The following is a 20,981-nucleotide window of genomic DNA, read 5'->3' as shown; positions in this document are numbered from 1 at the left end:
CGTAAGCCGGGTCCGGGGCGCTGCGGTGTATCAGGGGTAACGCGGTGGTGCCGGACGCGGCTTACGCCGCTGCTACAGGCTGCGGTGTTGCGCCGGCGTAAGCCGGGTCGGGGGCACCGGGGTGTGTCAGCAACAACGCATTGGCGCTGTACGACAACCTGTAGCACCGGCGTAAGCCGGGTCGGGGACGCCGCGGTGTGTCAGCAACAACGCATTGGCGCCGTACGACAACCTGTAGCACCGGCGTAAGCCGGGTCCGGGGCGCCGCGGTGTATCAGGGGTAACGTGGTGGGGCCGGGCGCGGCTTATGCCGCTGCTACGGGTTTTGGCTGCTGCGGATGAGGTCGTAGGCTCGCTGTACCAAGGGGTTCACGGCGTTGGGGCGTACCCATAGGTGGTAAGTCACATCCGGCAGGCGCGGCAGGCCGTCGCTTTCGCCGAGCACGCGCATGTCCGGGCCGACCATCTCCATGCTTCGCGCGGTCACTCCAAGCCCTGCACGTACCGCCGCCTTGATGCCGATCAGGTTGCTGGCCAGGTAAGCCTGACGCCAGGCGATGTCGTGGGCTTCCAACGCCTGCAGGGCGATCCGGCGGTAAATGCTGGGCTCATCCACCAGCACCAGCGGCAAGGGCTGAGAGGGATCGTGGTGATACTGCGCCGCGCAGATCCACCACACCGGCGAGGTCCGCAGGGCAAAGCCCTCCAGGGTAGGGTCGGTACGCGTGGAGATCACCATATCGACCTTGCCGCGATGCAGGTCGTCCATCAGAAACGGGCTGCGGCCCACGTCGATTTCCAGACGCAGGTTGGGCGCCGAGCGAGCGATGTGGCTGAGAATGGGTGGCAGGATGGTATCCGCGATGTCGTGGGGCGAGCCGATGCGCAGCATGCCGCTCAGGCTGTTGTCGCGCAGGCGGTCCAAGGCGTCATCGTTGAGCGCCAGCATCTGCCGGGCGTGGCGCAGTAGCTGGCGACCGGCGTCGGTCAGCGCTTTCTGCCGGCCTTGCTTGTGCAACAGGCTGACCCCCACCTGCTGCTCCAGGCGCTGCATGTGCTGAGTGACTGAAGATTGGGTGCGCCCCAGGTGCTGACCGGCAGCACCGAAACTGGCCTGGTCGGCCACCGCAACGAAGGTTCGGAGCAGTTCGAGGTCGAGGGTGGATTGGCTCATGGGCGAAGTCTGACCATTAGGTTTCAACGTTAATTCATTAGAAAGCATAATGTTTGGACGTGTAAAGCGGCGCGTTAGTTTTCTCTAGGTCCCGTATTTAAAGGGTCATGTGCGCCAGCGAGGCCCCTTGCATGCTTTAAGTTATAACAATATTAGATATTTGAATTTCCTTAGTGACGCCTCACTCCCTAGCATGCCCCTCCATCGCGCCGGCCGTTCCGGCAGGCAGGGGAGAAGTTCATGTCGCCACGTTTCAAGTTTTGCCGTCAGGCTGTCGGTGCTCTCGTTGCCGCTGCTGCAGTCACCTTCGCTGCGGTCGCTCAGGCCGATGCCACGCTGGACAAGATCCAGGACCGCCAGCGCCTGGTGGTAGGCGTCATGCTCTCCGGCGGCCCGTTCGGCGCCATCGACCCCACCACCCAAAAGCCCGTCGGCCTCAACGTCGACATGGCCAACGACCTGGCTCGCCAGTTGGGCGTCGAGGTCGAACTGGTGTCGGTGCTCCCGGCCAACCGCGTGCAGTTCCTGCAACAAGGCAGGGTCGATCTACTGATCGCCAACATGGAATGGACGCCTGAACGCGACAAGTTGCTGGGTCACGTGCCGACGCCGTTCTACACCGTCGGTGGCACTGCTGCGGTATTGGCAGACAGCCCCTACCACAGCTGGGCCGACCTCAAGGGCCAGGCGGTGTGCACCTCTCAGGGCAGCAGCTACACCCAGGCGCTGGTGCAGTTGGGCGTGGACCTGAAAGCCTTCAAAGGCTCGGCCGAATCCCTGTTGGCGCTGCGCGGCAGCAACTGCGTGGCCGCGGTGCATGACGCCACGCTGATCAATCCCTTGCTCGCCCGTGGCGGTGAGTGGCAGGGCTATCGCGCCTTGACCCCGGAACTGAATCCGGCGCCTTCAGTGATCTGGACGCGCAGCGGCGAAAGCGACACCCAAGCCCGCCTGGACCCCATCGTCAAAGGCTGGCATCGCAGCGGCTGGCTGATCGAGCACGAGCGCAGCAACCACATCACGCCAGCCTCGCCCACCTTGGTGAAGCTGCAAAAAGAGCTGAGCGCCGAAGGCGCCTGATCCCCGAATTCCAACAAGGACCTGATGATGAGAAACCGTTTCCCGCGCGCGACCGTGCTGGCGCTGCTGTGCAGTCTCAACCTGGGCCTGGCCCATGCTGACGCCACCCTGGACAAGATTCAGGATCGCCACAAGATCAGCGTCGGCGTGATGCTGACCGGCGCGCCGTTCGGCACCATCGACCCGCAGACTCGCCAACACCAGGGCTACAACGTCGAGTTGGCCAACGAACTGGGCAAGCGCCTGGGGGTGGACGTGGAAACCGTTTCGGTACTGGCACCCAACCGCGTGCAGTTCCTGCAGCAGGGTAAGGTCGACGTGCTGATCGCCAACATGCAGTACACCGACGAGCGTGCACAGATTCTGGATTATGTGCCGACGCCGTACGAGCAGGTCGGTGGTGCCGCGCTGATGCACAAAGGCGCAGGTATCAAGACCTGGGCCGACCTCAAGGGCAAGCCGGTGTGCGTGTCCCAGGGCAGCAATTTCATCGAGCCGTTGCAACAGCAGTATGGCGCTCAGATCAAGGCGTTCCGCAGCCAGTCCGAGTCGCTGCTTTCACTGCGCGGCAACGGTTGTGTGGCGTCGGTGCACGTCAGCCCGACCATGCACGGTCTGCTCGACAATGCCGAATGGGCCGAGTACGAAATTCCCTTGGACAGCGACCTGATTCCTTCCGACTCGGTGATCTGGATCCGCAAGGGCGAGCATGATACCCAGGCCCGCATCGACGCCATCGTGCGCGACTGGCACCGCTCTGGCTGGCTGCTGGAGTTGGGCGAGCGGACGGGCATGCACCCTTCGGCGGCCTTGCATGCACTGCACGAAAAATACAAGGACGCGCCAGCCCTGCAGGCGGCGAAATGACCGAGCCGACCTTGTTCGCCGCCTTGCAGGCGCTGCTCGGCGAGCGTCATGTACAGGCTGACGAAGTCGGCCTGCCCGTGCTCAGCGACAAGCATCGCCAGTACCATGGCCGGGTCCAGGCCATTGTCCATCCAGCGTCAGCCGAGGAGGTCGCGGGGGTGGTGCGCCTGTGCGCCCACCATGCAGCACCGGTGGTGGTGCAGGGTGGCAACACAGGCTTGATGGCCGGTGCCACGCCCGACGGCAGCGGCCGCTCGGTGCTGATGTTGCTCGATCGCATGAATCGCATCCGCGACGTCGATACCGACAACGACACGCTCACCGTGGAAGCCGGTTGCATCCTGGCCAACGTGCAAGCCGCCGCACGCGCCGCAGGCAGGCTGTTCCCGCTGAGCCTGGGCGCGGAGGGCAGCTGCACCCTGGGCGGTAACCTGGGCACCAATGCCGGTGGTACCGGCGTGTTGCGCTATGGCAATGCCCGCGAACTGACCCTGGGTCTGGAGGTGGTGACCGCCGAAGGCGAGATCTGGCACGGCCTGCGCGGGCTGCGCAAGGACAACACCGGCTACGACCTGCGCGATCTCTACATCGGCAGCGAAGGCACGCTGGGTATCATCACCGCTGCGACGGTCAAGTTGTTCCCATTGCCTGAATCCCGCTGCACTGCCTTCGTGGCCTTTGCCTCGCTACCCAGCGCTGTCGCCTTTCTTTCCCATGCGCGCAATGGCTTCGGCGCCAGTCTGACCGCTTTCGAACTCCTCTCGGCACAATGCCTGACCCTGCTGCAAGAGCAGTTTCCCGAGGCCGTGCTGCCGTTTGGCGAGCGCAGCCAGCCGTGGTATGCGTTGATCGAGCTGTCCCACCCGCAGGCCGAGGACAGTGCCCGCGCGCTGTTCGAAGCGGTCTTGAGCAGCGCTCTGGAAAGCGAGCTGATCGAGGATGCAGTCATTGCCCAAAGCCTGGCCCAGAGCGACGCGATGTGGCAGTTGCGCGAAAACATGAGCGAAGCCCAGGCCCGTGCCGGGCGCAACATGAAGCACGACATCTCGCTGCCGGTATCGCGCATCAATGAGTTCGTCGAACGCACCGGCGCCTTGCTCCAGCAGCACTTCCCCGGCGTACGCAACTTTACGTTCGGTCACTTGGGCGACGGCAACCTGCATTACAACGTCGCCCATCCGCTGGACTCGACCGTGGCCGCGCACATGGCCAACTACGCCGCGCTCAGTCGTCTGGTCCACGACAGCGCCCATGCCCACGGCGGTTCGATCAGCGCTGAGCACGGTGTCGGCCAGCGCAAGCGTGACCTGCTCGGCGACTACAAGAGCCCGGTGGAGCTGGACCTGATGCGCCGCATCAAACGCGCCCTCGACCCGCACAATCTGCTCAACCCCGGCAAAGTCCTGCCGCTGGAGACACCATGAGTCTGCAACTGTCACAACGGGTCCAGCGTGTCACGCTGTCAGCCAATGCCGCAGCCAAATCCCGCGTCACCGAACTGCGCGAGCAAGGGCGGGACATTCTCGACCTGACCACCGGCGAGCCCGATTTCGATACCCCCGAGCACATCAAGCAGGCGGCCTACGCGGCCATCGAAGGCGGCGCGACCAAATACACGGCCACCCCAGGGGTGAAGGCGTTGCGCCTCGCCATCCAGCAAAAGTTGCAGGATGAGAACCGCCTGGATTACACGCTGGCGCAGATCGTGGTCGGCAATGGTGCCAAGGGCATCATCTTCAATGCCTTCGCCGCCACGCTGGACGAAGGCGATGAAGTACTGGTGCCGGTGCCTTACTGGCCGACGTTCCCCGACAGCGTGCGCTTCAACGGTGGTGTGCCGATCCTGCTCGAGTGTCCGCTGGAGCAAGGGTGCAAATTGACCCCCGAGCAACTCGAAGCGGCCATCGGCGAGCGTACCCGTTGGCTGATCCTCAATAGCCCGAGCAACCCCAGCGGCGCGATCTACAGCGCCGACGAGCTGCAGGGCCTGGCCGCAGTGCTGCGCCGTCATCCCCAGGTGCTGGTGCTGCTGGACGAACTGTACGAGCACATTCGCTTCGACGCCGGGCAGCCGCTGAACCTGCTCAACGTGGCGCCGGATCTGGCCGAACGCTGCCTGCTGGTGGGTGGGGTGTCGAAGACCTACGCCATGACCGGGTGGCGCATCGGCTTCGGCGCCGGGCCCAAGTTACTGACTCAAGCCATGGCCGTGGTGCAGTCGCAGTCGGCGTCCGGCGCTTCATCGGTGGGCCAAGCCGCGGCCCTTGCGGCGTTCCAGGGCGGCCTGGCGTTTCTGCAGCCGCAGGTGGCGGCTTACCAGGAGCGCCGCGATGTGTTGGTCCACGCCCTGAGCGTGGTCCCGGGCCTGCAGGTACTCGAGCCCGAAGGTGGCTTCTTCGTCTTCGTACGTTGCGCCGAACTGTTGGGCCGCGTGCGTCCGGACGGGGTGAGCATCGACAGCGACGCCGATCTGGTGGACTGGTTTCTGGAAGAGGGCGTTGCGGTCGTGGCGGGCAGCGCCTACGGTCTGTCGCCCTGGTTCCGCCTGTCCATCGCCACGGCCACCGACAGCGTGATCGAGGCCGGCCGCCGCATCGCCGGTGCCTGCGGTCGCCTACGCGAGGCCAATGCATGAGCTTTGGATTGCAAGGGTTCGTCGATGCGGCCGACAAGCTCGGCTTGAACTACCACTTTCTGCTGGACGCTTATCAGCGCGGGAGCATGGTCGAGGGCGCGCTGACGACGATCTATCTGTGTGTATTGACCATTGTCGGCAGCCTGCTGGTGGGCGTTGCCCTGGCGGCGGCCTTGACCAGTGGCAAGCGCTGGTTGGCATTGCCTGCGCGGGCGTTCATCGAGGTCACGCGCAATACGCCCACGCTGGTGCAGCTCTATTGTGCGTTCCTGGTACTCAACATGCTGCTGACTCAAGCTGTCGGCGCGGCCAATCCGCTGACGCCATTCGCCTGGGTGGTGATCGTGATTTCCCTGCACAAGGGGGCGTTTCATGCCGAGTCGCTGCGCTCCGGCATCGAGGCGGTGCCTGCGGTAACCCTGGAAGCGGCCAGCTCGCTGGCTTTCGACCGTCGGCAGTTGCTGTGGAACGTGCAGCTGCCGCTGGCGGTGCGTTTCGCTTTGCCGGCCTTGGTCAATAACCTGATCGACCTGGTGAAGATGACCGCTGTGGCCTCGGCCATCGCGGTCAATGACATCACCTACGCCTCGATCATGATCTGGACCCAGAGCGATAACGTCATCGAGCTGATGATCCTCATGCTGTCGTTTTTCGGCCTGCTGAGCTTTCTGGTCAACTGTGCCGGCCGTGCGCTGGAAGCACGCCTGAGGATGCCTGGCTATGGTCACTGAAATATGCCTTGCCCTGTGGCAATGGTCCCCGGCGCTGGGCGTCGGCTTGATGCAGAACATCCTCATCAGCATCACTGCGATCGCCCTGGGCACCTTGGCCGGGCTGGTGATCGGCGCGCTGGCCATGTCGCCGCTGGCACCGTTGCGCATGGCAGCCAAGGTGTGGGTGCAGGTATTTCGCAACGCGCCGTGGCTGGTGTTGATCTACTTCACCACCTACGTGTTTCCGTTCGAAATCCATGTAGGGAGCCACTATCTGCCGTTCCCGGATTGGCTCAAGGTCACCGTGGGTCTGGCGTTGCCGGCCAGCGCCAATGTGGCAGAGATCTTTCGTGGGGCGATTGGCTCGATCCCCAGCACTCAGTGGGAAGCGGCCCGTTCGCTGGCGTTCGACCGCGGCCAGATCTTTCGCTCGATCATCCTGCCGCAGTGCTTCAAACGCATGCTGCCGCCCTGGATGAACCTCTATGCAGTGGTGACCATGGGCACCGCGCTGTCATCACTGGTGGGCGTGCACGATGTGATCGACACCGCGCAGATCGCCAGCAACACCGTCAACCTGACCGGCTTCACCGTGCTGATCTATTTCAGCCTGCTGGCACTGTTCTTCGCCTATTGCTATCCGATTTCCCGCCTGACCCAACGCCTGGAGCGCCGCTATGCTTTCTGAACCCCTAATCAGCCTGCGCGACGTGCAACTGGCGTTCGGCGACAACCCAGTGCTCAAGGGCATCGACCTGGATGTGCATCGGGGCCAGGCGGTGTCGATCATCGGCCCGTCGGGCTCGGGCAAGTCGACCATTCTGCGCTGCATCACCGGGCTGCTGCGGCCGCAGGCAGGCAGCCTTCGGGTAGGCGATACCGCGGTGCATTCGCTGAGCAGCGAGGCTGAGTTCATCGCGCTGCGCAAGCGCGTGGGCTTCGTGTTCCAGCAGTACAACCTGTTTCCTCACCTGTCGGTGCTGGAAAACCTGGTGATCGCACCGCTCAAGGTGCTCGGCCGCCAGCGTGCCGACGCCGAGCGTGAAGCCCGTGAGCTGCTCGCCAAGGTGCGCATGGAGCACAAGGCCGATGCCTACCCAGGTCAGTTGTCCGGTGGCCAGCAGCAGCGGGTCGCGATTGCCCGCGCCCTGGCCATGCGCCCGGAACTGATTCTGTTCGACGAAGTGACCTCGGCCCTGGACCCCGAAACCGTGGGTGAGGTACTGACGGTGATTCGCGAGCTCACGGAGGAGGGTATGACCTGTGTGTTGGTGACCCATGAAATGCGCTTCGCTGAGGAAATCAGCGACGTGGTGTATTTCACCGAGCACGGCCTGATCACCGAGTTCGGCAGTGCCGAGCAGATATTCCAGCACCCCCATAACGAACGTACCCAGGCATTTCTGCGTCACGCCATGGGTGAAAGCGGCCGCCGGCAACACAAGCCGGCGCCCGACGTGCTGAGCAACCTGAGCCGCTACAGCCTGTCCGTGTGACGGCGGCTGAATGAACCGACCTGATGCCTGACAAGAGAGCCTCGACCATGTCCGCTGATTCCGTAGTGCAACCCTTTCTGCAGCAAATTCGTGCCATTCACCAGCGTGGCGTCGATCGCCAGGCCCTGGAGGAAATCGTCGGCCTGCTCGAGGCCTTGGCCGGGCGGCGCGAGCTGTTCAACTTCGAACGGTTTCCGGCACCCACCGCTGGCGAAGGCAATACCCAGTTCCGCTATCGCCTGAACGATGACGGCGATACTCCGACGCTGTACGTGAATTCGCTGCTGCCTGGCAAAAGCACCATCGCGCACAACCACGAGACGTGGGCGGTGATCGTGGCGATCGAAGGCCAGGAGCTTAATCAGGTGTTCCGTCGCACCGACGACGGCAGCGACCCGACCCGCGCCGACCTGCACCTGGACAAGGAAGTGATCGTGCAGCCGGGCACCTCGATCTCGTTCCTGGGCGAGGACCTGCACGGCATCAGCGTCGACGGCGAACACCCGACGCTGCATTTTCATCTCTACGGTCGCCCACTGGAAGAGCTGGAAAACCGTTATGGCGTCAAGGCCGACGGTACCGTGCTGAACTACAACAAGTCGCAGATGACACCCTCCATCGAGGCCTTCGGACTGTGATCGATCTTTACTACTGGCCCACCGCCAATGGCTTGAAAATCGGCATCCTGCTCGAAGAGTTGGGGGCGCAGTACCAGCTGCTTCCCGTCAACATTCGTCAGGGCGAACAGAAGTTTGCCAGCTTCCAGCAGATCAGTGGCAATGGGCGGATTCCAGCCATCGTCGACCATCGGGCGGCAGGTGGCCCGATGAGCCTGTTCGAGTCCGGCGCGATTCTCAATTATCTGGCCGACGGGGCAGGGCGCTTCCTGCCGCCGGCGGGCAGCGTCGAGCGTCAGCGGGTTCAGGAGTGGCTGTTCTGGCAGGTCGGGCACGTCACGCCGTACCTCAGCCAGCTGCAGGTGTTCCGGGAAAAGGCGCCAGAGCCGATTGCCTTTGCGCTGGATCTGCTGCACAGCGAAGCGCTGCGTCTGTACGGCGTGCTGGAACAGCGTCTGGCCCGGCACCCCTTCGTGGCGGGCGAGTACTCGATCGCCGACATGGCGATCTTTCCCTGGATCCAGCCGATGCGCCACGGCATCGTCCTCGCCGAGTACCCGCATATCCGCGCCTGGCGCGAGGCGATCAAGGCGCGTCCTGCCGTGCAGCGCGCTTATGCCAAGGGCCGTGAAGTGGCACCGGCCGAGCGTTCGCTGATCCTCGAATAAGCACTCTTTCTTCCAGCTTCGACGGTACCCCCATGAGCCAGACCCTAACCCCTGCGCAACTCAAACAATGGCTGTTCGATGGACAGGAAATCGCCCTGTTCGACGTGCGCGAACATGGCCAGTATGGCGAGGCGCACCTGTTCCACGGTGTCAACCTGCCCTATAGCCGCCTGGAGATCGAAGCGCCACGTCTGGCGCCCAATCGCCAGGTGCGCCTGGTGGTCTACGACCAGGACGAAGGGGCGCTGGCGCAATTGGCGTTGGCCCGGTTGGCCGAGTTGGGTTACCGCAACACCTGGGCCCTGGCCGGGGGCGCCGATGGCTGGAAGGCAGCGGGCAACGAGTTGTTCGCCGGCGTACACCTGCCGTCCAAGGCATTTGGCGAGATCGTCGAGCACGCCTGTCACACGCCTTACGTGACAGCGCCACAGTTGCTCGCCTGGCAGCAGCTGGAGCAGCCACCGGTGGTGCTCGATGGCCGGCCGCTGGAAGAGTTTCGCAAGATGAATATCCCCGGCGCCGTGTGCTGCCCCAATGGTGAGTTGAGCCTGCGCCTGGAAGATCTGGTCGCCGACGACAGCACCCCCATCGTCATCAATTGCGCCGGCCGCACGCGCAGCATCATTGGCGCGCAGACGCTGCTGAACCTCGGTATCAAGAACCCGGTGTATGCGCTGGAGAACGGCACTCAGGGCTGGTTCCTCGCGGACCAGAGCCTGGGTCATGGCACTCACACGCACTATCCGCCGCGCTTTGACCAGCCTGCCACCGCTGAACAGCTCGCCCGTGCCCGTGACCTGGCCTGCCGCGCTGGCGTGGTCTGGGTCAGCGCAGAGCAGGTGCGCCAATGGGCAGACGACGCCGGTCGCAGCTTGTTTTTAGGGGATGTGCGCACGCCCGAAGAGTTTGCCGCCGGTACGTTGCCCGGTGCGCAGCATACGCCGGGTGGTCAGCTGATACAGGGAACGGACTTGTACATCGGCGTACGCAACGCCCGTGTGGTGCTGTTCGACGATGATGGAGTACGCGCCCCGGTGGTGGCCAGCTGGCTGCGGCAGTTGGGGCACCAAGCGTATGTGCTGGAGGGGGGGAAGGGCAGTGGCCTGGCTTTGCCGGCGCCGGAGGCGGCGGTCATCGATTTGCCGGCGGCGACCGCCGCCGAGCTGGACGGTGCGCTGATGATCGACCTGCGCTCAAGTACCGCCTACCGCCAACGTCATGTGGCCGGCGCGAAGTGGTCGATCCGCCCGCTGCTGGCCGAGCAGGTGCGCGGTGAGCAGCGGCCGCTGGTCCTGATCGTGGATGAGCCAGCCGTGGCTCAGCTGGCTGCCAGAGAGCTTCCTCAGGACCAGCGCGCCGGTGTACGTGTGTTGGTTGATTGGCAGAACAGTGGGCTGCCGCTGGTGGACGGCGCCGGTACCTTGCGCGATGAGCAGTGCATCGACTTTCTGTTCTTCGTGCACGACCGCCACGCCGGCAACAAGGAAGCGGCGCGGCAGTATCTGGCCTGGGAAACCGGTCTGATCGCGCAGATGACCGAACAGGAGATCGCCAGCTTCAGCCCGCTGGTAGCGGCCGAGCCGCTGCGTACGCGGTTGATCCAGGGTGGCCGCGGTCCGCGCGGTGCCGGAGCGCAGGGCGTCAACCCGCCGTTGATACGCTTGAGCACGGTGCTGTTCGACAACCTGGCGCAGATGCGCGACGCCCGTGCCCGGCGCGATCAGGAACGGGTGTTGAGCTATGGCGCGCGGGGCAATCCCACGGCGTTCGCGCTGGAAGACCTGATCACCGATCTGGAAGGGGGCTATCGCACCAAGCTGTTTGCCACCGGACTCGCCGCGGCGGCGCAGACGTTTCTGGCATACCTGCGCCCAGGGGATCACGTATTGATCACCGATGGTGTGTATGGCCCAGTGCGCAGGCTGGCCAGGGACTTCCTGCAACCTTTCGGCATCGAGGTGGACTACTTCCGCGCCGATGGCACTGGCCTGGAGCAGGCCTTCAAGGCCAACACCCGGATGGTCTATGCTGAGAGTCCGAGCTCGCTGCTGTACGAAATGCTCGACCTGCCGGCCATCGCAGGGCTGTGCAAACCGCGCAACGTGCTGCTGGCGGTGGACAACACCTGGGGCAGTGGCTATCTGTACCGCCCGCTTGCGTTGGGTGCGGACATTTCCATCATGGCCCTGACCAAGTACGTCGCCGGCCATAGTGATGTGATGATGGGCAGTGTCTGCACCACCGAAGCGGCGTTCCCCGCGCTGTCGCGGATGAGCGATACCTTCGGCAATACGGTCAGCCCCGATGACGCCTGGCTGGTGCTGCGCGGTGCACGCACCCTGGCCAGCCGCCTGGACGTGCACGAGCGCCAGGGGCTGGAGATTGCTCAGTGGTTGCTCGCCCGTCCGGAAGTGGCGCGGGTGTTTCATCCGGCGTTGCCGGACCATCCAGGCCATGCGCTGTGGCGCCGCGATTGCAGCGGCAGCAACGGTTTGCTCTCGTTCGAGTTCGCCGAACCCGGATTGGCGCGGGCCGAGGCCTTCATCGATGCGTTGCAGGTGTTCGGTTTGGGCGCATCCTGGGGTGGTTATGAAAGCCTGGTGACCCTGGGAGATACGGCTGATCGCACCTTTGCGACCCGCACCCCCGGACCCATAGTACGCCTGCACATCGGCCTGGAGGATGTCACCACCCTCACCACCGACCTCCACCACGCATTCACCACCCACCCCCTGTAGCACCGGCGTAAGCCGGGTCCCATCCGCCGCGGTATATCACCCATACCGACGCGGCTCACCCCACCCCCTGTAGCACCGGCGTAAGCCGGGTCGGCTCCCCCGCGGTATATCACCCATACCGCCAGAGAACCCGACGCGGCTCACGCCGCTGCTACAGGTTTTACGGTTCACCCCAGCAATTTCTGAACACCATCTCTCCCATCGCCTCAGCGTTGTGCCCTAACGCCGCCATGCCAAGCGACTTCGCATTCATCGCCGCATTGCATCTCTGCGCCTCTTTCTCCGAAGCCGCCACCGCACATCTCGGTCGCCTGATGGCGCTGCCATCTTCTCCTGGTACGCCTTCGTAATAGATCGCATTGCACGCAGGTCCAGCCTCACCGGGCAGCCGCTCGTCCATGCGGTTTTGCTCCTGCTGTTGTTCATGCGTGTCTGCCGCTCCAGCCGAGGCGTAGGACCCCTGAACCAAAACAAGCAGGAGGGAGAATAGGGTTGGTTTGATCACGAAACATTCCTTGTCAATTTAGCTGATTAAGGGCTACCTACTGCTGCTGGCAAAGGTGTTCATCCGCCCCAGCAGTTCTCGAAAATCGTCACAGCGATCCATCCAGGATCCAGTTGGAATTTCTTGAAAATCTTAAAATGGCCATTCATCTGGTCATTGCAGACGAATACCGTTTCTTTAGATGTCGCCGTCAAGCAGATTCCACCCCAACTGGTATTTCCGTAATGTGAAGTTGTTACTGGCAGGTAATATATATCTTGGCATGATTCAAATCATGTGGGATTGTTAACGAATATTGCGAAATCGTTGAAGTCTTTTACTCGAGCTTTCCAATCGATCGGGTTCACATTCAATAAGCTGGACTGTGCAGGTGGAAAGGATATCCGGAATTCTTCATCAGCCGCGGCAGGCTGAGCAAGCAGTAGAAAAACTATTGGGCTAAATAGATATCTCATTCGTGGATCCTCCGCTGGGTATTGTCATGGTGTGCCGTGAATTAAATCACGGCCTCTACGATGACTCAAGGAGTTGCCAATGTCTTTAAATAGAGAACAATTAACAGCGTTTGTCGGGGCAGCCGTACGTTTCGGCGAAATCTCCACGCGCAGCCCATATGTTTCCAGTTATTCCACCGGACTAAGTGGGTTGACGTATGGAGTGTTTCAGCATGATACAAGTAAGAACGACGGTGCCCAATCAACGCTTGCTCTTATCCTGAGCGCAGAGGTCGAACGAGGCGCCCTCACGCGCGAAAAAGCAGACGCGTTGTACACGGCAACCATTAACTCGACCGCTTCAAATAAGCTATCCGCGGCTGACCGGGAGTTAATTGATCAAGCGTTGCTTTCGCAGCAACCCATAGTCGACTCAGCAGACCAAGGACAGCTAAACGTTGTAATGGACTACGTCGACTCCGCGTTCGATGCTGCGTCTCGTAACCCAAATGGGGCGGGCGACCTGGATCGTGCAGATCCCAATCTTGCCCTCATTGCCGAGATGGCGATGTGGGCGAATCGTAGTAATGGTCTAGACGCATCGAATAAATTCGTTGAAAAGATGGAAGTTGTTAGCAAGGATGCGTGGAGTTCTAACTATCTTGCTAAGCAAGCCCAATTTGGCGTTAAGGGCGAAAGCTTTACCAAGTGGACCACGAAAGTTGAGAACGGTATCATCAGAGGCCACATAGCAGTGCTGACAGCGCAATTGACCCTTTGATCAAGTCGACCTTTTGGCCACGATGAATTTCGCAGACGCTGAGGGCAATAGTGTGATCGATACCCAAGCTATGCACACCTCGCTGCTCAGTGATTATCAGACGAGCCCTCTAGATGCGACTACGCGAATTGCTGATTTCGCGCTCATCCTTCTAACTTTGGGCAATATGGGCAGGGAGATCCTCGGAAGTCTCAAAGCGCATACTTGTGAAAACGCTGCACCCTTTATCTCGTTTAAGGCGCTTGAGCAGTGCACCTGTAGCACCGGCGTAAGCCGGGTCCGGCCCTCAACATCGCACCTGGCACACCGCGGACCGCCGGGACGCGGCTCACGCCGCTGCTACATCTCCCTCCACCCCTGTAGCACCGGCGTAAGCCGGGTCCGGCCCTCCATATTGCACCTGGCACACCGCGGACCGCCTGGACGCGGCTCACGCCGCTGCTACATTCCCCCAGAACCCCTGTAGCACCGGCGTAAGCCGGGTCCGGGCCTCAACATCGCACCTGGCACACCACGGACCGCCTGGACGCGGCTCACGCCGCTGCTACATTCCCCCAGAACCCCTGTAGCACCGGCGTAAGCCGGGTCCGGCCCTCCATATTGCACCTGGCACACCGCGGAAAGCCTGGACGCGGCTCACGCCGCTGCTACATTCCCCCAGAACCCCTGTAGCACCGGCGTAAGCCGGGTCCGGCCCTCCATATTGCACCTGGCACACCGCGGAACGCCTGGACGCGGCTCACGCCGCTGCTACAGGGGGTGACATGTGGGGACACTTTTTAACTCTTGCTCTCAGGGTCTCTCGGGCATAGGTTTCGGCTTTTTCCGAGGGCAAAGGAATGTCTGCGTGCAAGAGGGCTTACACCCTGCGAAAAGGCCGTTTCAGCGTGGCGGGCGGGTTGTACGTAGTGACCTGTGTCACCGAGCAGCGTCGGCCGGTCTTCCGGTGTTTCGACAGTAGCCGGCTGTTGATCCGCGAAATGCGCGCGGCGCAGGATCAGGGTTTGGTGGAGTCGTTTGCTTTCGTCATCATGCCTGATCATCTGCATTGGTTGTTCCGTCTCAACGAGCGTTCGTTGGGTGACGCCATTGGCAAGATCAAGGCGCGCAGCAGTCTGGCTGTCAACCGGCATAACGGCTGTACGGGCCGGCTGTGGCAGAAGGGCTTCTATGACCGCGCCGTGCGTAAAGAGGAAGATCTCAAGAATATTGCGCGGTACATCATCATGAACCCTGTCGAAGCCGGTCTTTGCGAGCGAATCGGCGAATACCCATTCTGGGACGCCGCATGGCTCTGACACCCGACCTGTAGCACCGGCGTGAGCCGGGTCCGGGGCGCCGCGGTGTGTCGGGGGGTTGTGGTATGGCTGGACGCGGCTTGCGCCGCTGCTACATTCTTTGGCGTGGGGGGCTGGCGTGAGCCGGGTTCGGGGTGTAGAGCCGGCTCCTACAGGGAGTAAGCGATTGGGCCAACAGTGCTGGCCCTGAAGCTCAAACCCGCTCGCGCAAACTCCTTTCCATTCGCGCCAGCCCTTCCTCCAGCACCGCTCGCGGACAGCCAAAGTTCAACCGCACGAACTGCCCCAGGCCACTGCCGAAGTCCGGCCCGGCGCTGAAACCTACCTTGGCTTTTTCGAGGAAGAACCGGTACGGATTCTCCAGGTCCAGCGCCGAGCAATCCAGCCAGGCGAGGTAGGTGCTCTGCGGGGCATGCACCACCACCCCTGGCAGCCGGGTGCGCACTGTTTCGAGCAGATAATCCCGATTACCCTGCAGATAGGTCTTCAGGCTTTCCAGCCAATCCCCTGCATCGGCATAGGCGGCGTGGGTGGCCTCCAGGCCCAGGGTGTTGACACTGTCCACCATTCCCGCCCGGGCGGCATCGAAACGAGCACGCAGCCTGGGGTTCTGAATGATGGCGAAAGCGGTTTTCAGGCCGGCGATGTTGTAGGCCTTGCTCGCCGACATGAAGGTGATCGTGCGCTGCCCCAGCTCCGCAGACAGCGATGCGATGGGTACGTGGCGGCGGCCGTCGTACTGAAGGTCGGCGTGAATTTCATCGGAGATGATCAGCACATCCTGCGCCACGCACGCCTCACCCAGAACGCGCAGCTCTTCGCGGGACCAGGTCTTGCCCACTGGATTGTGCGGGTTGCTCAACAGCAAGGCGCCCGCGCCATTCAGCGCGCGCTGCATCAGCGCGGGGTCGCTGGCCCACTGACCATCGACGCTCGCAATCAGCGGCACTTCAATACTCGGCAACTGCCATTCGCTGGCGGCGGACCGCAATGGCGGATAGTTCGGCGTCTGCACCACCACCCCTGCGCCCTGAGCCACCAGACCGTGCAAGGCCATGTTGACACCCGGCATCACCCCGGGCAGAAACACCAGGTCCTGGCGCTGAACGTGCCAGTCGTAGTGCCGCGCCAGGTAATCCACCAGTGCCTGGCGCAGTTCATCACTGCCCTGGCTGTAGCCGAATATCGGGTGCTCGAGGCGTGCCTGCAAACGCGTCAGCACCGCCGGCGGCGCGGCGAAGTCCATATCGGCGACCCACATCGGCAGTACGTCCTCGGGGTAACGGCTCCATTTTTTACTGCCAGTGCCTGTCCGGTCGAACAGGGTGTCCAGATTAGTGCTCATCGGTTGCTCGTGGCTGAATGCATGAAGTTGAAGAACTCGCCCGGCAATGTTAACCGCAGCCTTGAGACAGCGGCTATATCCATATGCGTATTGGGTATTAATGATATTAAAAACAAAGCTTTACGATGTATGGCAATTATTCGAACAAGGCCGCGCGCTGTGCTTCCTCTTCTTTCAATCGTCATTGCGGCGGGCCTGCAATGACCTTCGACTATGCCTTCGCTCTCTCCACGCTGCCCGCTTTCTTGAAAGCCGTGGGCGTCACTTTGCAAGTGGGCTTGATCGCCATTCTCACCTCGCTTGCGGTTGCCGTGCTCAACGCAGCCATTGTCAGCTTTCGCGTGCCGCTGCTGCATCGCCTGGTGCCGATCTATGTAGAGCTGGCACGCAATACGCCGCTGCTGATCCAGCTGTTCTTCATCTACTTTGCGCTACCCGCGGCGGGCATTCGCATTTCCGGATTTGCCGCCGCGGTGATCGCCATGACCTTTCTCGGCGGCGCCTATCTCACCGAGATCCTGCGTGCCGGCATCGAAGCGGTGCCCAAAGCGCAGATCGAGTCGGGGCTGTCCATCGGCTTGTCGCGCTGGCAGTTGTTGCGCCACATCATTCTGCCCCAAGCCGGTATCTTGAGCCTGCCGGCATTGTTCGCCAATTTCGTTTTCCTGCTCAAGGAAACCACTGTGGTATCGGCAGTGGCGGTGCCAGAGATCCTCTACACCACCAAGAATTACATTGCCCTGTACTACAAGACCTACGAAATGCTCGCGGTCATGACCCTGCTCTGTGTCCTGCTGTTCTTGCCACTGTCGCTGTTGCTCGGCGTTCTGGAAAGGAGGCTCCAGCATGGCCAGTTCGGGTCTTGAGTTGTTGTGGGTGTCGGCGCCGCAGTTGCTCAACGGTGCTGCGCGGACGCTGAGCATTTCTGCTCTGGCAGTCGCCTTCAGCAGCATCGGTGGCGTGGTTTACGGCGTATTGCGCAGCCTGGGAAAGCGCTGGCTGGACATACCACTGCGCATCTATCTGGAGCTGTTTCGCGCCATTCCGGTGCTGGTGTGGCTGTACCTGTTGTTCTTCGGCCTGCCTATTTTCTTCGCCGTCAGCCTGCCGGCGTTCTGGTGCGCCGTACTGGTGCTGTCCCTATGGGGCGCCAGTGAGGTCGGCGAAGTGGTGCGCGGGGCGTTGCGCTCCATTCCCCGTGGACAGCGCGAAGCAGGGTTGGCCATCGGCCTGGGCCTGGGCCAGCTGTACGGCCATGTTCTGCTGCCCCAGGCATTGAAGCGCCTGACGCCGCCGGTGATCAACGTCTACACCCGCTTGATCAAGACCAGCTCGCTGGCAGTGCTCATCGGTGTGGTCGACATCACCAAGGTCGGACAGCAGATCATCGAGCGCACCTACGAGTCAGTGCTGATCTACGGCTTTCTGTTCCTGTTCTTTTTCTTCGTCTGTTATCCGCTGTCGGCCGCTTCGCGCGTGCTGGAACGGCGCTGGAATCACGCATGAGTGCATTGATCGAACTGTCCGGTTTCAACAAGAGCTTTGGTGCTACGCCGGTGTTGCGCGATATCGACCTGCAGGTCACCGAGGGCGAAGTCGTGGTCATTCTGGGCCCCAGTGGTTGCGGCAAAAGCACCCTGCTGCGCTGCCTCAACGGCCTTGAGCTGGGTCAGAGCGGCAGCCTGAGCTTCGATGGCCAACGCCTGCCAGCCAATGCGGACTGGCGCCAGGTGCGCCAGCAGGTGGGCATGGTGTTCCAGAGCTATCACCTGTTTCCGAACATGACCGTGCTCGACAACATCCTGCTCGGCCCGGTGCGGGTGCAGAAGCGCCCGGTAGGCCAAGCGCGACAGCAGGCCGAAGCGTTGCTGGCGCGCGTCGGTCTGGCCGATCGCCGCGACGCCTATCCACGGGAGCTGTCTGGCGGCCAGCAGCAACGTATCGCCATCGTGCGCGCCTTGTGCATGAACCCCAAGGTCATGCTGTTCGATGAAGTCACTGCGGCGCTGGACCCGGAGATGGTCAAGGAGGTGCTTGAAGTCATCCTGGACCTCGCCGAGGGTGGCATGACCATGCTCATCGTCACCCATGAGATGGCGTTTGCCCGCGCGGTGGCCGACCGAATTCTGTTCATGGACCGTGGCCGTATCGCGGAACAGAACGATCCTGAAACCTTCTTCAGTGCCCCGCAGACCGCACGCGCGCAGCAGTTCCTGGAAAGGTTTTCCTATGTAGAAAACATGCCAAAAAGGAAAGCGTCGTGAGTTTTAAAACTGCCCTGGTTGTACCCTTCATCGCCTTCGGCTTGCTGGCCGGTTGCGACAAGCCGGCCGAACAGAAGGCCGCGGCTCCCGCGGTGCCGAAGCCGGCCACCAGCTCTCTGGAAGCCATCAAGGCCCGCGACAAGTTGATTGTCGGCGTGTTCAGCGACAAGCCGCCGTTTGGCTTCGTCAACGAGCAGGGCGAGTACGTAGGTTTCGACACCGATCTGGGCAAGCGCTTTGCCAAGGACCTGTTGGGCGACGAGAAAAAGATCGAGTTCGTCAGTGTGGAACCGGCCAGCCGCATTCCGTTTCTGCAAAGCGACAAGGTCGATCTGATCCTGGCCAACATGACCGTCACCCCGGAGCGCGCCCAAGCGGTGGACTTCACCAATCCCAACTTGCGCGTGGCTGTGCAGGCGCTGGTGCCGGATGCCAGTGAGGTACGCAAACTGGACGACCTGGCTGACAAGACCACCATCGTCACGACCGGCACCACGGCCGATCTGTGGTTGACCAAGAACCACCCGGATTGGAAAGTGCTCAAATTCGAGAAGAATTCCGAGTCGTTGCAGGCGCTGGCCAACGGCCGTGGCGATGCCTATGCCCAGGACAATCTGGTGCTGTTCAACTGGGCCAAGCAGAACCCGGGCTACCGAGTGCTGGATGAAAAGCTGGGTGCCGAAGCCCCCATTGCGCCCGCCGTAAAGAAGGGCAATACGGAGCTGCGTGACTGGGTCAACACGGAACTGGCGAAGCTGGGTGAGGAGAAAGCCCTGCTCAAGCTGTACGACCAATACGTGCGCAAGGATCTGCCCGAGGGTACCGATCCCAACGTGGTCATCGTCGAAGGCGGGCACTGGAAGCCCTGACCTCAGCATGAAGTGAAAAAAGATATTCAAAGATATTTTCAAACTTTCATGCACGCCTTCGGGTCATTGCTGTAAGCGCGTGATTTAACTCGCTCTGCCCATTGACTCGAAGGACTCCCATCATGATCCGTGATGACCGCATTGCTCCAGATGGCTACACCACTCCGGTCTACCATGACCAGACCACTACTGCGCCATTGCTCAAGCGAATTTCCTGGAGTGCGATCCTTGCCGGGGTAGTACTGGCCATGGTGGTTTCGCTGTTGCTCAACCTGTTGGGTACGGCTATCGGCAGCGCCAGCATCGATCCGTTGCAGGAAGCCAACCCGTTGTCGGGCGTGGGTACCGGTGCGGGCATCTGGGTGGTGGTTAGCTCGGTGATTTCGCTGTTCGTCGGCGGCTGGGCCGCAGGCCGTCTGGCTCAGCGCGAAGGCGCATTTCATGGTCTGTTGGTATGGGCCAGTGTCTCGCTGATCACTGTGTATCTGGTTTCCAGCGCTGTGACCGGCGTGGTTCGCGGTGGCTTGAACCTGGCCGGCAGCGGCGTATCGGCGCTGGGCAGTGGCATCGCTCAAGTAGCTCCGGCGCTGGGTGGCAAGATTCAGGATCAGCTGCGCGAGCAGGGTATCGACTTCAATCTGGATGATATCCAGGGTGAGATCGAGCAAGCCATGCGTCAGACCGGGAAGCCTGAGCTGAACCCAGACAACGTCAAGCAGGAAGCTCAGGCTACCCAGCAGGACGCTCAGAACACCGCACAGCGCAGCGCTGAAAACCCACAGCAAGCCGATGAGCAATTGGGCGGCCTGATGGACCGCATCAAAGCCAAAGGCGACCAGGCGTGGGATGCTGCCGACCGTCAGGCATTGGTCAATCTGATCAAGGCCCGTGGCAACAAGACCGATGCTGAAGCCAACCAGATCGTTGATCAGGCTCAGGCCAGCTATCGTCAGGCTTATGCCAAGTACCAGGAGCTGAAAGCGCAAGCCGAACAGAAAGCCCGCGAGGCTGCTGAAGTGGCTGCCAAACGCGTTTCCCAAGGTGCCTGGATTCTGCTGATCACCCTGGTGATCTCGGGCCTGGTAGCTGCCGGTGCTGGTGTTCTGGGTCGTCGCACCCAGCCACCTGCCAAGGTCGTTGCCGCCGTTTGATCTAACCTTCGCAACGCGCCACACCAAAGCCCGCGCTGACCTTGTCAGCGCGGGCTTTTTCATCGCCCTGACGCGGCTCACGCCGCTGCTACACGCCGCCCGCGACACGGCTCACGGCACCTGTAGCACCGGCGTAAGCCGGGTCCGGCCCTCACACGGTGTCCCTGCAATGTTGCGGCGCCTGTGACGCGGCTCACGCCGCTGCTACACGGCGTCTGCGACGCGCTCACGGCACCTGTAGCACCGGCGTAAGCCGGGTCCGGCCATCACACGGTATCCCTGCAATGTTACGGCGTCTGCGACGCGGCTTACGCCGCTGCTACACGGCGCCCGCGACACGGCTCAC

At 62.0% G+C, this 20,981-nt stretch carries 20 protein-coding genes; 17 read left to right on the top strand and 3 right to left on the bottom strand.

Features of this window, described 5'->3' with window-relative positions; translation table 11 throughout:
* Nucleotides 1-316 precede the first annotated feature (316 nt).
* Nucleotides 317-1,174: a LysR substrate-binding domain-containing protein gene (locus tag B3397_RS19810; RefSeq protein WP_296253337.1), complete on the bottom strand. Its 858-nt coding sequence runs from the start codon at nt 1,172-1,174 to the stop codon at nt 317-319.
* A 240-nt stretch (nt 1,175-1,414) separates the two neighbouring features.
* Here B3397_RS19810 and B3397_RS19805 point away from each other — a divergent pair, with 240 nt between their 5' ends.
* The 10 genes from B3397_RS19805 to metC are packed head-to-tail and all read left to right on the top strand — an operon-like array spanning nt 1,415 to nt 11,988.
* On the top strand, nt 1,415-2,254 hold the full coding sequence (locus B3397_RS19805) for a transporter substrate-binding domain-containing protein (RefSeq protein ID WP_296253335.1): 840 nt from the start codon (nt 1,415-1,417) through the stop codon (nt 2,252-2,254).
* 27 nt (nt 2,255-2,281) lie between these two features.
* Nucleotides 2,282-3,121, top strand: coding sequence for a transporter substrate-binding domain-containing protein (locus B3397_RS19800; protein ID WP_296253334.1), 840 nt, complete (start codon nt 2,282-2,284; stop codon nt 3,119-3,121).
* On the top strand, nt 3,118-4,545 hold the full coding sequence (locus B3397_RS19795; RefSeq protein WP_296253333.1) for an FAD-binding oxidoreductase: 1,428 nt from the start codon (nt 3,118-3,120) through the stop codon (nt 4,543-4,545). Before B3397_RS19800 ends, B3397_RS19795 begins: the two co-directional genes overlap by 4 nt.
* Nucleotides 4,542-5,756, top strand: a complete 1,215-nt coding sequence (locus B3397_RS19790) for an aminotransferase class I/II-fold pyridoxal phosphate-dependent enzyme (protein WP_296253332.1) — start codon at nt 4,542-4,544, stop codon at nt 5,754-5,756. The genes B3397_RS19795 and B3397_RS19790 overlap by 4 nt, the downstream gene beginning before the upstream one ends.
* Nucleotides 5,753-6,487 (top strand): amino acid ABC transporter permease, encoded by a 735-nt coding sequence (locus B3397_RS19785; protein WP_296253331.1) that lies wholly within the window; start codon nt 5,753-5,755, stop codon nt 6,485-6,487. The genes B3397_RS19790 and B3397_RS19785 overlap by 4 nt, the downstream gene beginning before the upstream one ends.
* Entirely contained in the window at nt 6,477-7,157 is a 681-nt protein-coding gene (locus B3397_RS19780) for an amino acid ABC transporter permease (RefSeq protein ID WP_296253330.1), read from the top strand. The genes B3397_RS19785 and B3397_RS19780 overlap by 11 nt, the downstream gene beginning before the upstream one ends.
* Nucleotides 7,147-7,965 carry an amino acid ABC transporter ATP-binding protein gene (locus B3397_RS19775; RefSeq protein ID WP_296253329.1) on the top strand — a complete coding sequence of 273 codons (819 nt, stop codon included), beginning with the start codon at nt 7,147-7,149 and terminating at the stop codon, nt 7,963-7,965. Before B3397_RS19780 ends, B3397_RS19775 begins: the two co-directional genes overlap by 11 nt.
* A 47-nt stretch (nt 7,966-8,012) precedes the next feature.
* Nucleotides 8,013-8,603, top strand: coding sequence for a cysteine dioxygenase (locus B3397_RS19770; RefSeq protein ID WP_296253328.1), 591 nt, complete (start codon nt 8,013-8,015; stop codon nt 8,601-8,603).
* Nucleotides 8,600-9,250, top strand: a complete 651-nt coding sequence (locus tag B3397_RS19765; RefSeq protein WP_296253327.1) for a glutathione S-transferase family protein — start codon at nt 8,600-8,602, stop codon at nt 9,248-9,250. The genes B3397_RS19770 and B3397_RS19765 overlap by 4 nt, the downstream gene beginning before the upstream one ends.
* Nucleotides 9,251-9,282: 32 nt before the next feature.
* Nucleotides 9,283-11,988, top strand: coding sequence for a cystathionine beta-lyase (metC, locus tag B3397_RS19760; RefSeq protein ID WP_296253326.1), 2,706 nt, complete (start codon nt 9,283-9,285; stop codon nt 11,986-11,988).
* A gap of 160 nt (nt 11,989-12,148) precedes the next feature.
* Here the strand turns inward: metC and B3397_RS19755 are convergent, their stop codons facing one another.
* The gene (locus tag B3397_RS19755) at nt 12,149-12,493 is read right to left on the bottom strand and encodes a hypothetical protein (RefSeq protein WP_296253324.1); all 345 of its coding nucleotides are present in this window, start codon (nt 12,491-12,493) and stop codon (nt 12,149-12,151) included.
* A 534-nt stretch (nt 12,494-13,027) separates the two neighbouring features.
* On the opposite strand from B3397_RS19755, the gene B3397_RS19750 reads away from it, so the two are divergent.
* Both B3397_RS19750 and B3397_RS19745 read left to right on the top strand, forming a co-directional pair.
* Complete coding sequence (locus B3397_RS19750; protein WP_296253323.1) at nt 13,028-13,708, top strand: hypothetical protein; 681 nt, start codon at nt 13,028-13,030, stop codon at nt 13,706-13,708.
* An 839-nt stretch (nt 13,709-14,547) separates the two neighbouring features.
* Nucleotides 14,548-15,006: an REP-associated tyrosine transposase gene (locus tag B3397_RS19745; protein ID WP_296253321.1), complete on the top strand. Its 459-nt coding sequence runs from the start codon at nt 14,548-14,550 to the stop codon at nt 15,004-15,006.
* Nucleotides 15,007-15,199: 193 nt separating this feature from the next.
* Here B3397_RS19745 and B3397_RS19740 read toward each other — a convergent pair whose 3' ends face one another.
* Nucleotides 15,200-16,351, bottom strand: coding sequence for a MalY/PatB family protein (locus B3397_RS19740; protein WP_296253320.1), 1,152 nt, complete (start codon nt 16,349-16,351; stop codon nt 15,200-15,202).
* A gap of 200 nt (nt 16,352-16,551) precedes the next feature.
* On the opposite strand from B3397_RS19740, the gene B3397_RS19735 reads away from it, so the two are divergent.
* The 5 genes from B3397_RS19735 (at nt 16,552) to B3397_RS19715 (ending at nt 20,635) form a co-directional block, all read left to right on the top strand.
* A complete protein-coding gene (locus B3397_RS19735; protein ID WP_296253319.1) occupies nt 16,552-17,217 on the top strand; it encodes an amino acid ABC transporter permease in 666 nt (221 codons plus the stop codon).
* Nucleotides 17,198-17,857, top strand: a complete 660-nt coding sequence (locus B3397_RS19730) for an amino acid ABC transporter permease (RefSeq protein ID WP_296253318.1) — start codon at nt 17,198-17,200, stop codon at nt 17,855-17,857. The genes B3397_RS19735 and B3397_RS19730 overlap by 20 nt, the downstream gene beginning before the upstream one ends.
* Nucleotides 17,854-18,615: an amino acid ABC transporter ATP-binding protein gene (locus tag B3397_RS19725; protein ID WP_296253317.1), complete on the top strand. Its 762-nt coding sequence runs from the start codon at nt 17,854-17,856 to the stop codon at nt 18,613-18,615. The genes B3397_RS19730 and B3397_RS19725 overlap by 4 nt, the downstream gene beginning before the upstream one ends.
* Nucleotides 18,612-19,484, top strand: coding sequence for a transporter substrate-binding domain-containing protein (locus B3397_RS19720; protein ID WP_296253316.1), 873 nt, complete (start codon nt 18,612-18,614; stop codon nt 19,482-19,484). The genes B3397_RS19725 and B3397_RS19720 overlap by 4 nt, the downstream gene beginning before the upstream one ends.
* A gap of 122 nt (nt 19,485-19,606) precedes the next feature.
* A complete protein-coding gene (locus B3397_RS19715; RefSeq protein ID WP_296253315.1) occupies nt 19,607-20,635 on the top strand; it encodes a hypothetical protein in 1,029 nt (342 codons plus the stop codon).
* The last annotated feature ends 346 nt before the right edge of the window (nt 20,636-20,981 follow it).

It is taken from the genome of Pseudomonas sp. UBA4194 (genome assembly GCF_002379585.1).
Taxonomy (GTDB): Bacteria; Pseudomonadota; Gammaproteobacteria; order Pseudomonadales; family Pseudomonadaceae; genus Aquipseudomonas.
The sequence above is the reverse complement of the archived record's forward strand: the minus strand, read 5'-3'. Positions and strand labels throughout refer to the sequence as shown.

What these genes read in the sequence shown, in the direction of transcription:
- B3397_RS19810 (WP_296253337.1), bottom strand. Translation starts at nt 1,174, where the DNA reads ATGAGCCAATCCACCCTCGACCTCGAACTGCTCCGAACCTTCGTTGCG.
- B3397_RS19805 (WP_296253335.1), top strand. Translation starts at nt 1,415, where the DNA reads ATGTCGCCACGTTTCAAGTTTTGCCGTCAGGCTGTCGGTGCTCTCGTT.
- B3397_RS19800 (WP_296253334.1), top strand. Translation starts at nt 2,282, where the DNA reads ATGAGAAACCGTTTCCCGCGCGCGACCGTGCTGGCGCTGCTGTGCAGT.
- B3397_RS19795 (WP_296253333.1), top strand. Translation starts at nt 3,118, where the DNA reads ATGACCGAGCCGACCTTGTTCGCCGCCTTGCAGGCGCTGCTCGGCGAG.
- B3397_RS19790 (WP_296253332.1), top strand. Translation starts at nt 4,542, where the DNA reads ATGAGTCTGCAACTGTCACAACGGGTCCAGCGTGTCACGCTGTCAGCC.
- B3397_RS19785 (WP_296253331.1), top strand. Translation starts at nt 5,753, where the DNA reads ATGAGCTTTGGATTGCAAGGGTTCGTCGATGCGGCCGACAAGCTCGGC.
- B3397_RS19780 (WP_296253330.1), top strand. Translation starts at nt 6,477, where the DNA reads ATGGTCACTGAAATATGCCTTGCCCTGTGGCAATGGTCCCCGGCGCTG.
- B3397_RS19775 (WP_296253329.1), top strand. Translation starts at nt 7,147, where the DNA reads ATGCTTTCTGAACCCCTAATCAGCCTGCGCGACGTGCAACTGGCGTTC.
- B3397_RS19770 (WP_296253328.1), top strand. Translation starts at nt 8,013, where the DNA reads ATGTCCGCTGATTCCGTAGTGCAACCCTTTCTGCAGCAAATTCGTGCC.
- metC (WP_296253326.1), top strand. Translation starts at nt 9,283, where the DNA reads ATGAGCCAGACCCTAACCCCTGCGCAACTCAAACAATGGCTGTTCGAT.
- B3397_RS19750 (WP_296253323.1), top strand. Translation starts at nt 13,028, where the DNA reads ATGTCTTTAAATAGAGAACAATTAACAGCGTTTGTCGGGGCAGCCGTA.
- B3397_RS19745 (WP_296253321.1), top strand. Translation starts at nt 14,548, where the DNA reads ATGTCTGCGTGCAAGAGGGCTTACACCCTGCGAAAAGGCCGTTTCAGC.
- B3397_RS19740 (WP_296253320.1), bottom strand. Translation starts at nt 16,351, where the DNA reads ATGAGCACTAATCTGGACACCCTGTTCGACCGGACAGGCACTGGCAGT.
- B3397_RS19735 (WP_296253319.1), top strand. Translation starts at nt 16,552, where the DNA reads ATGACCTTCGACTATGCCTTCGCTCTCTCCACGCTGCCCGCTTTCTTG.
- B3397_RS19730 (WP_296253318.1), top strand. Translation starts at nt 17,198, where the DNA reads ATGGCCAGTTCGGGTCTTGAGTTGTTGTGGGTGTCGGCGCCGCAGTTG.
- B3397_RS19725 (WP_296253317.1), top strand. Translation starts at nt 17,854, where the DNA reads ATGAGTGCATTGATCGAACTGTCCGGTTTCAACAAGAGCTTTGGTGCT.
- B3397_RS19715 (WP_296253315.1), top strand. Translation starts at nt 19,607, where the DNA reads ATGATCCGTGATGACCGCATTGCTCCAGATGGCTACACCACTCCGGTC.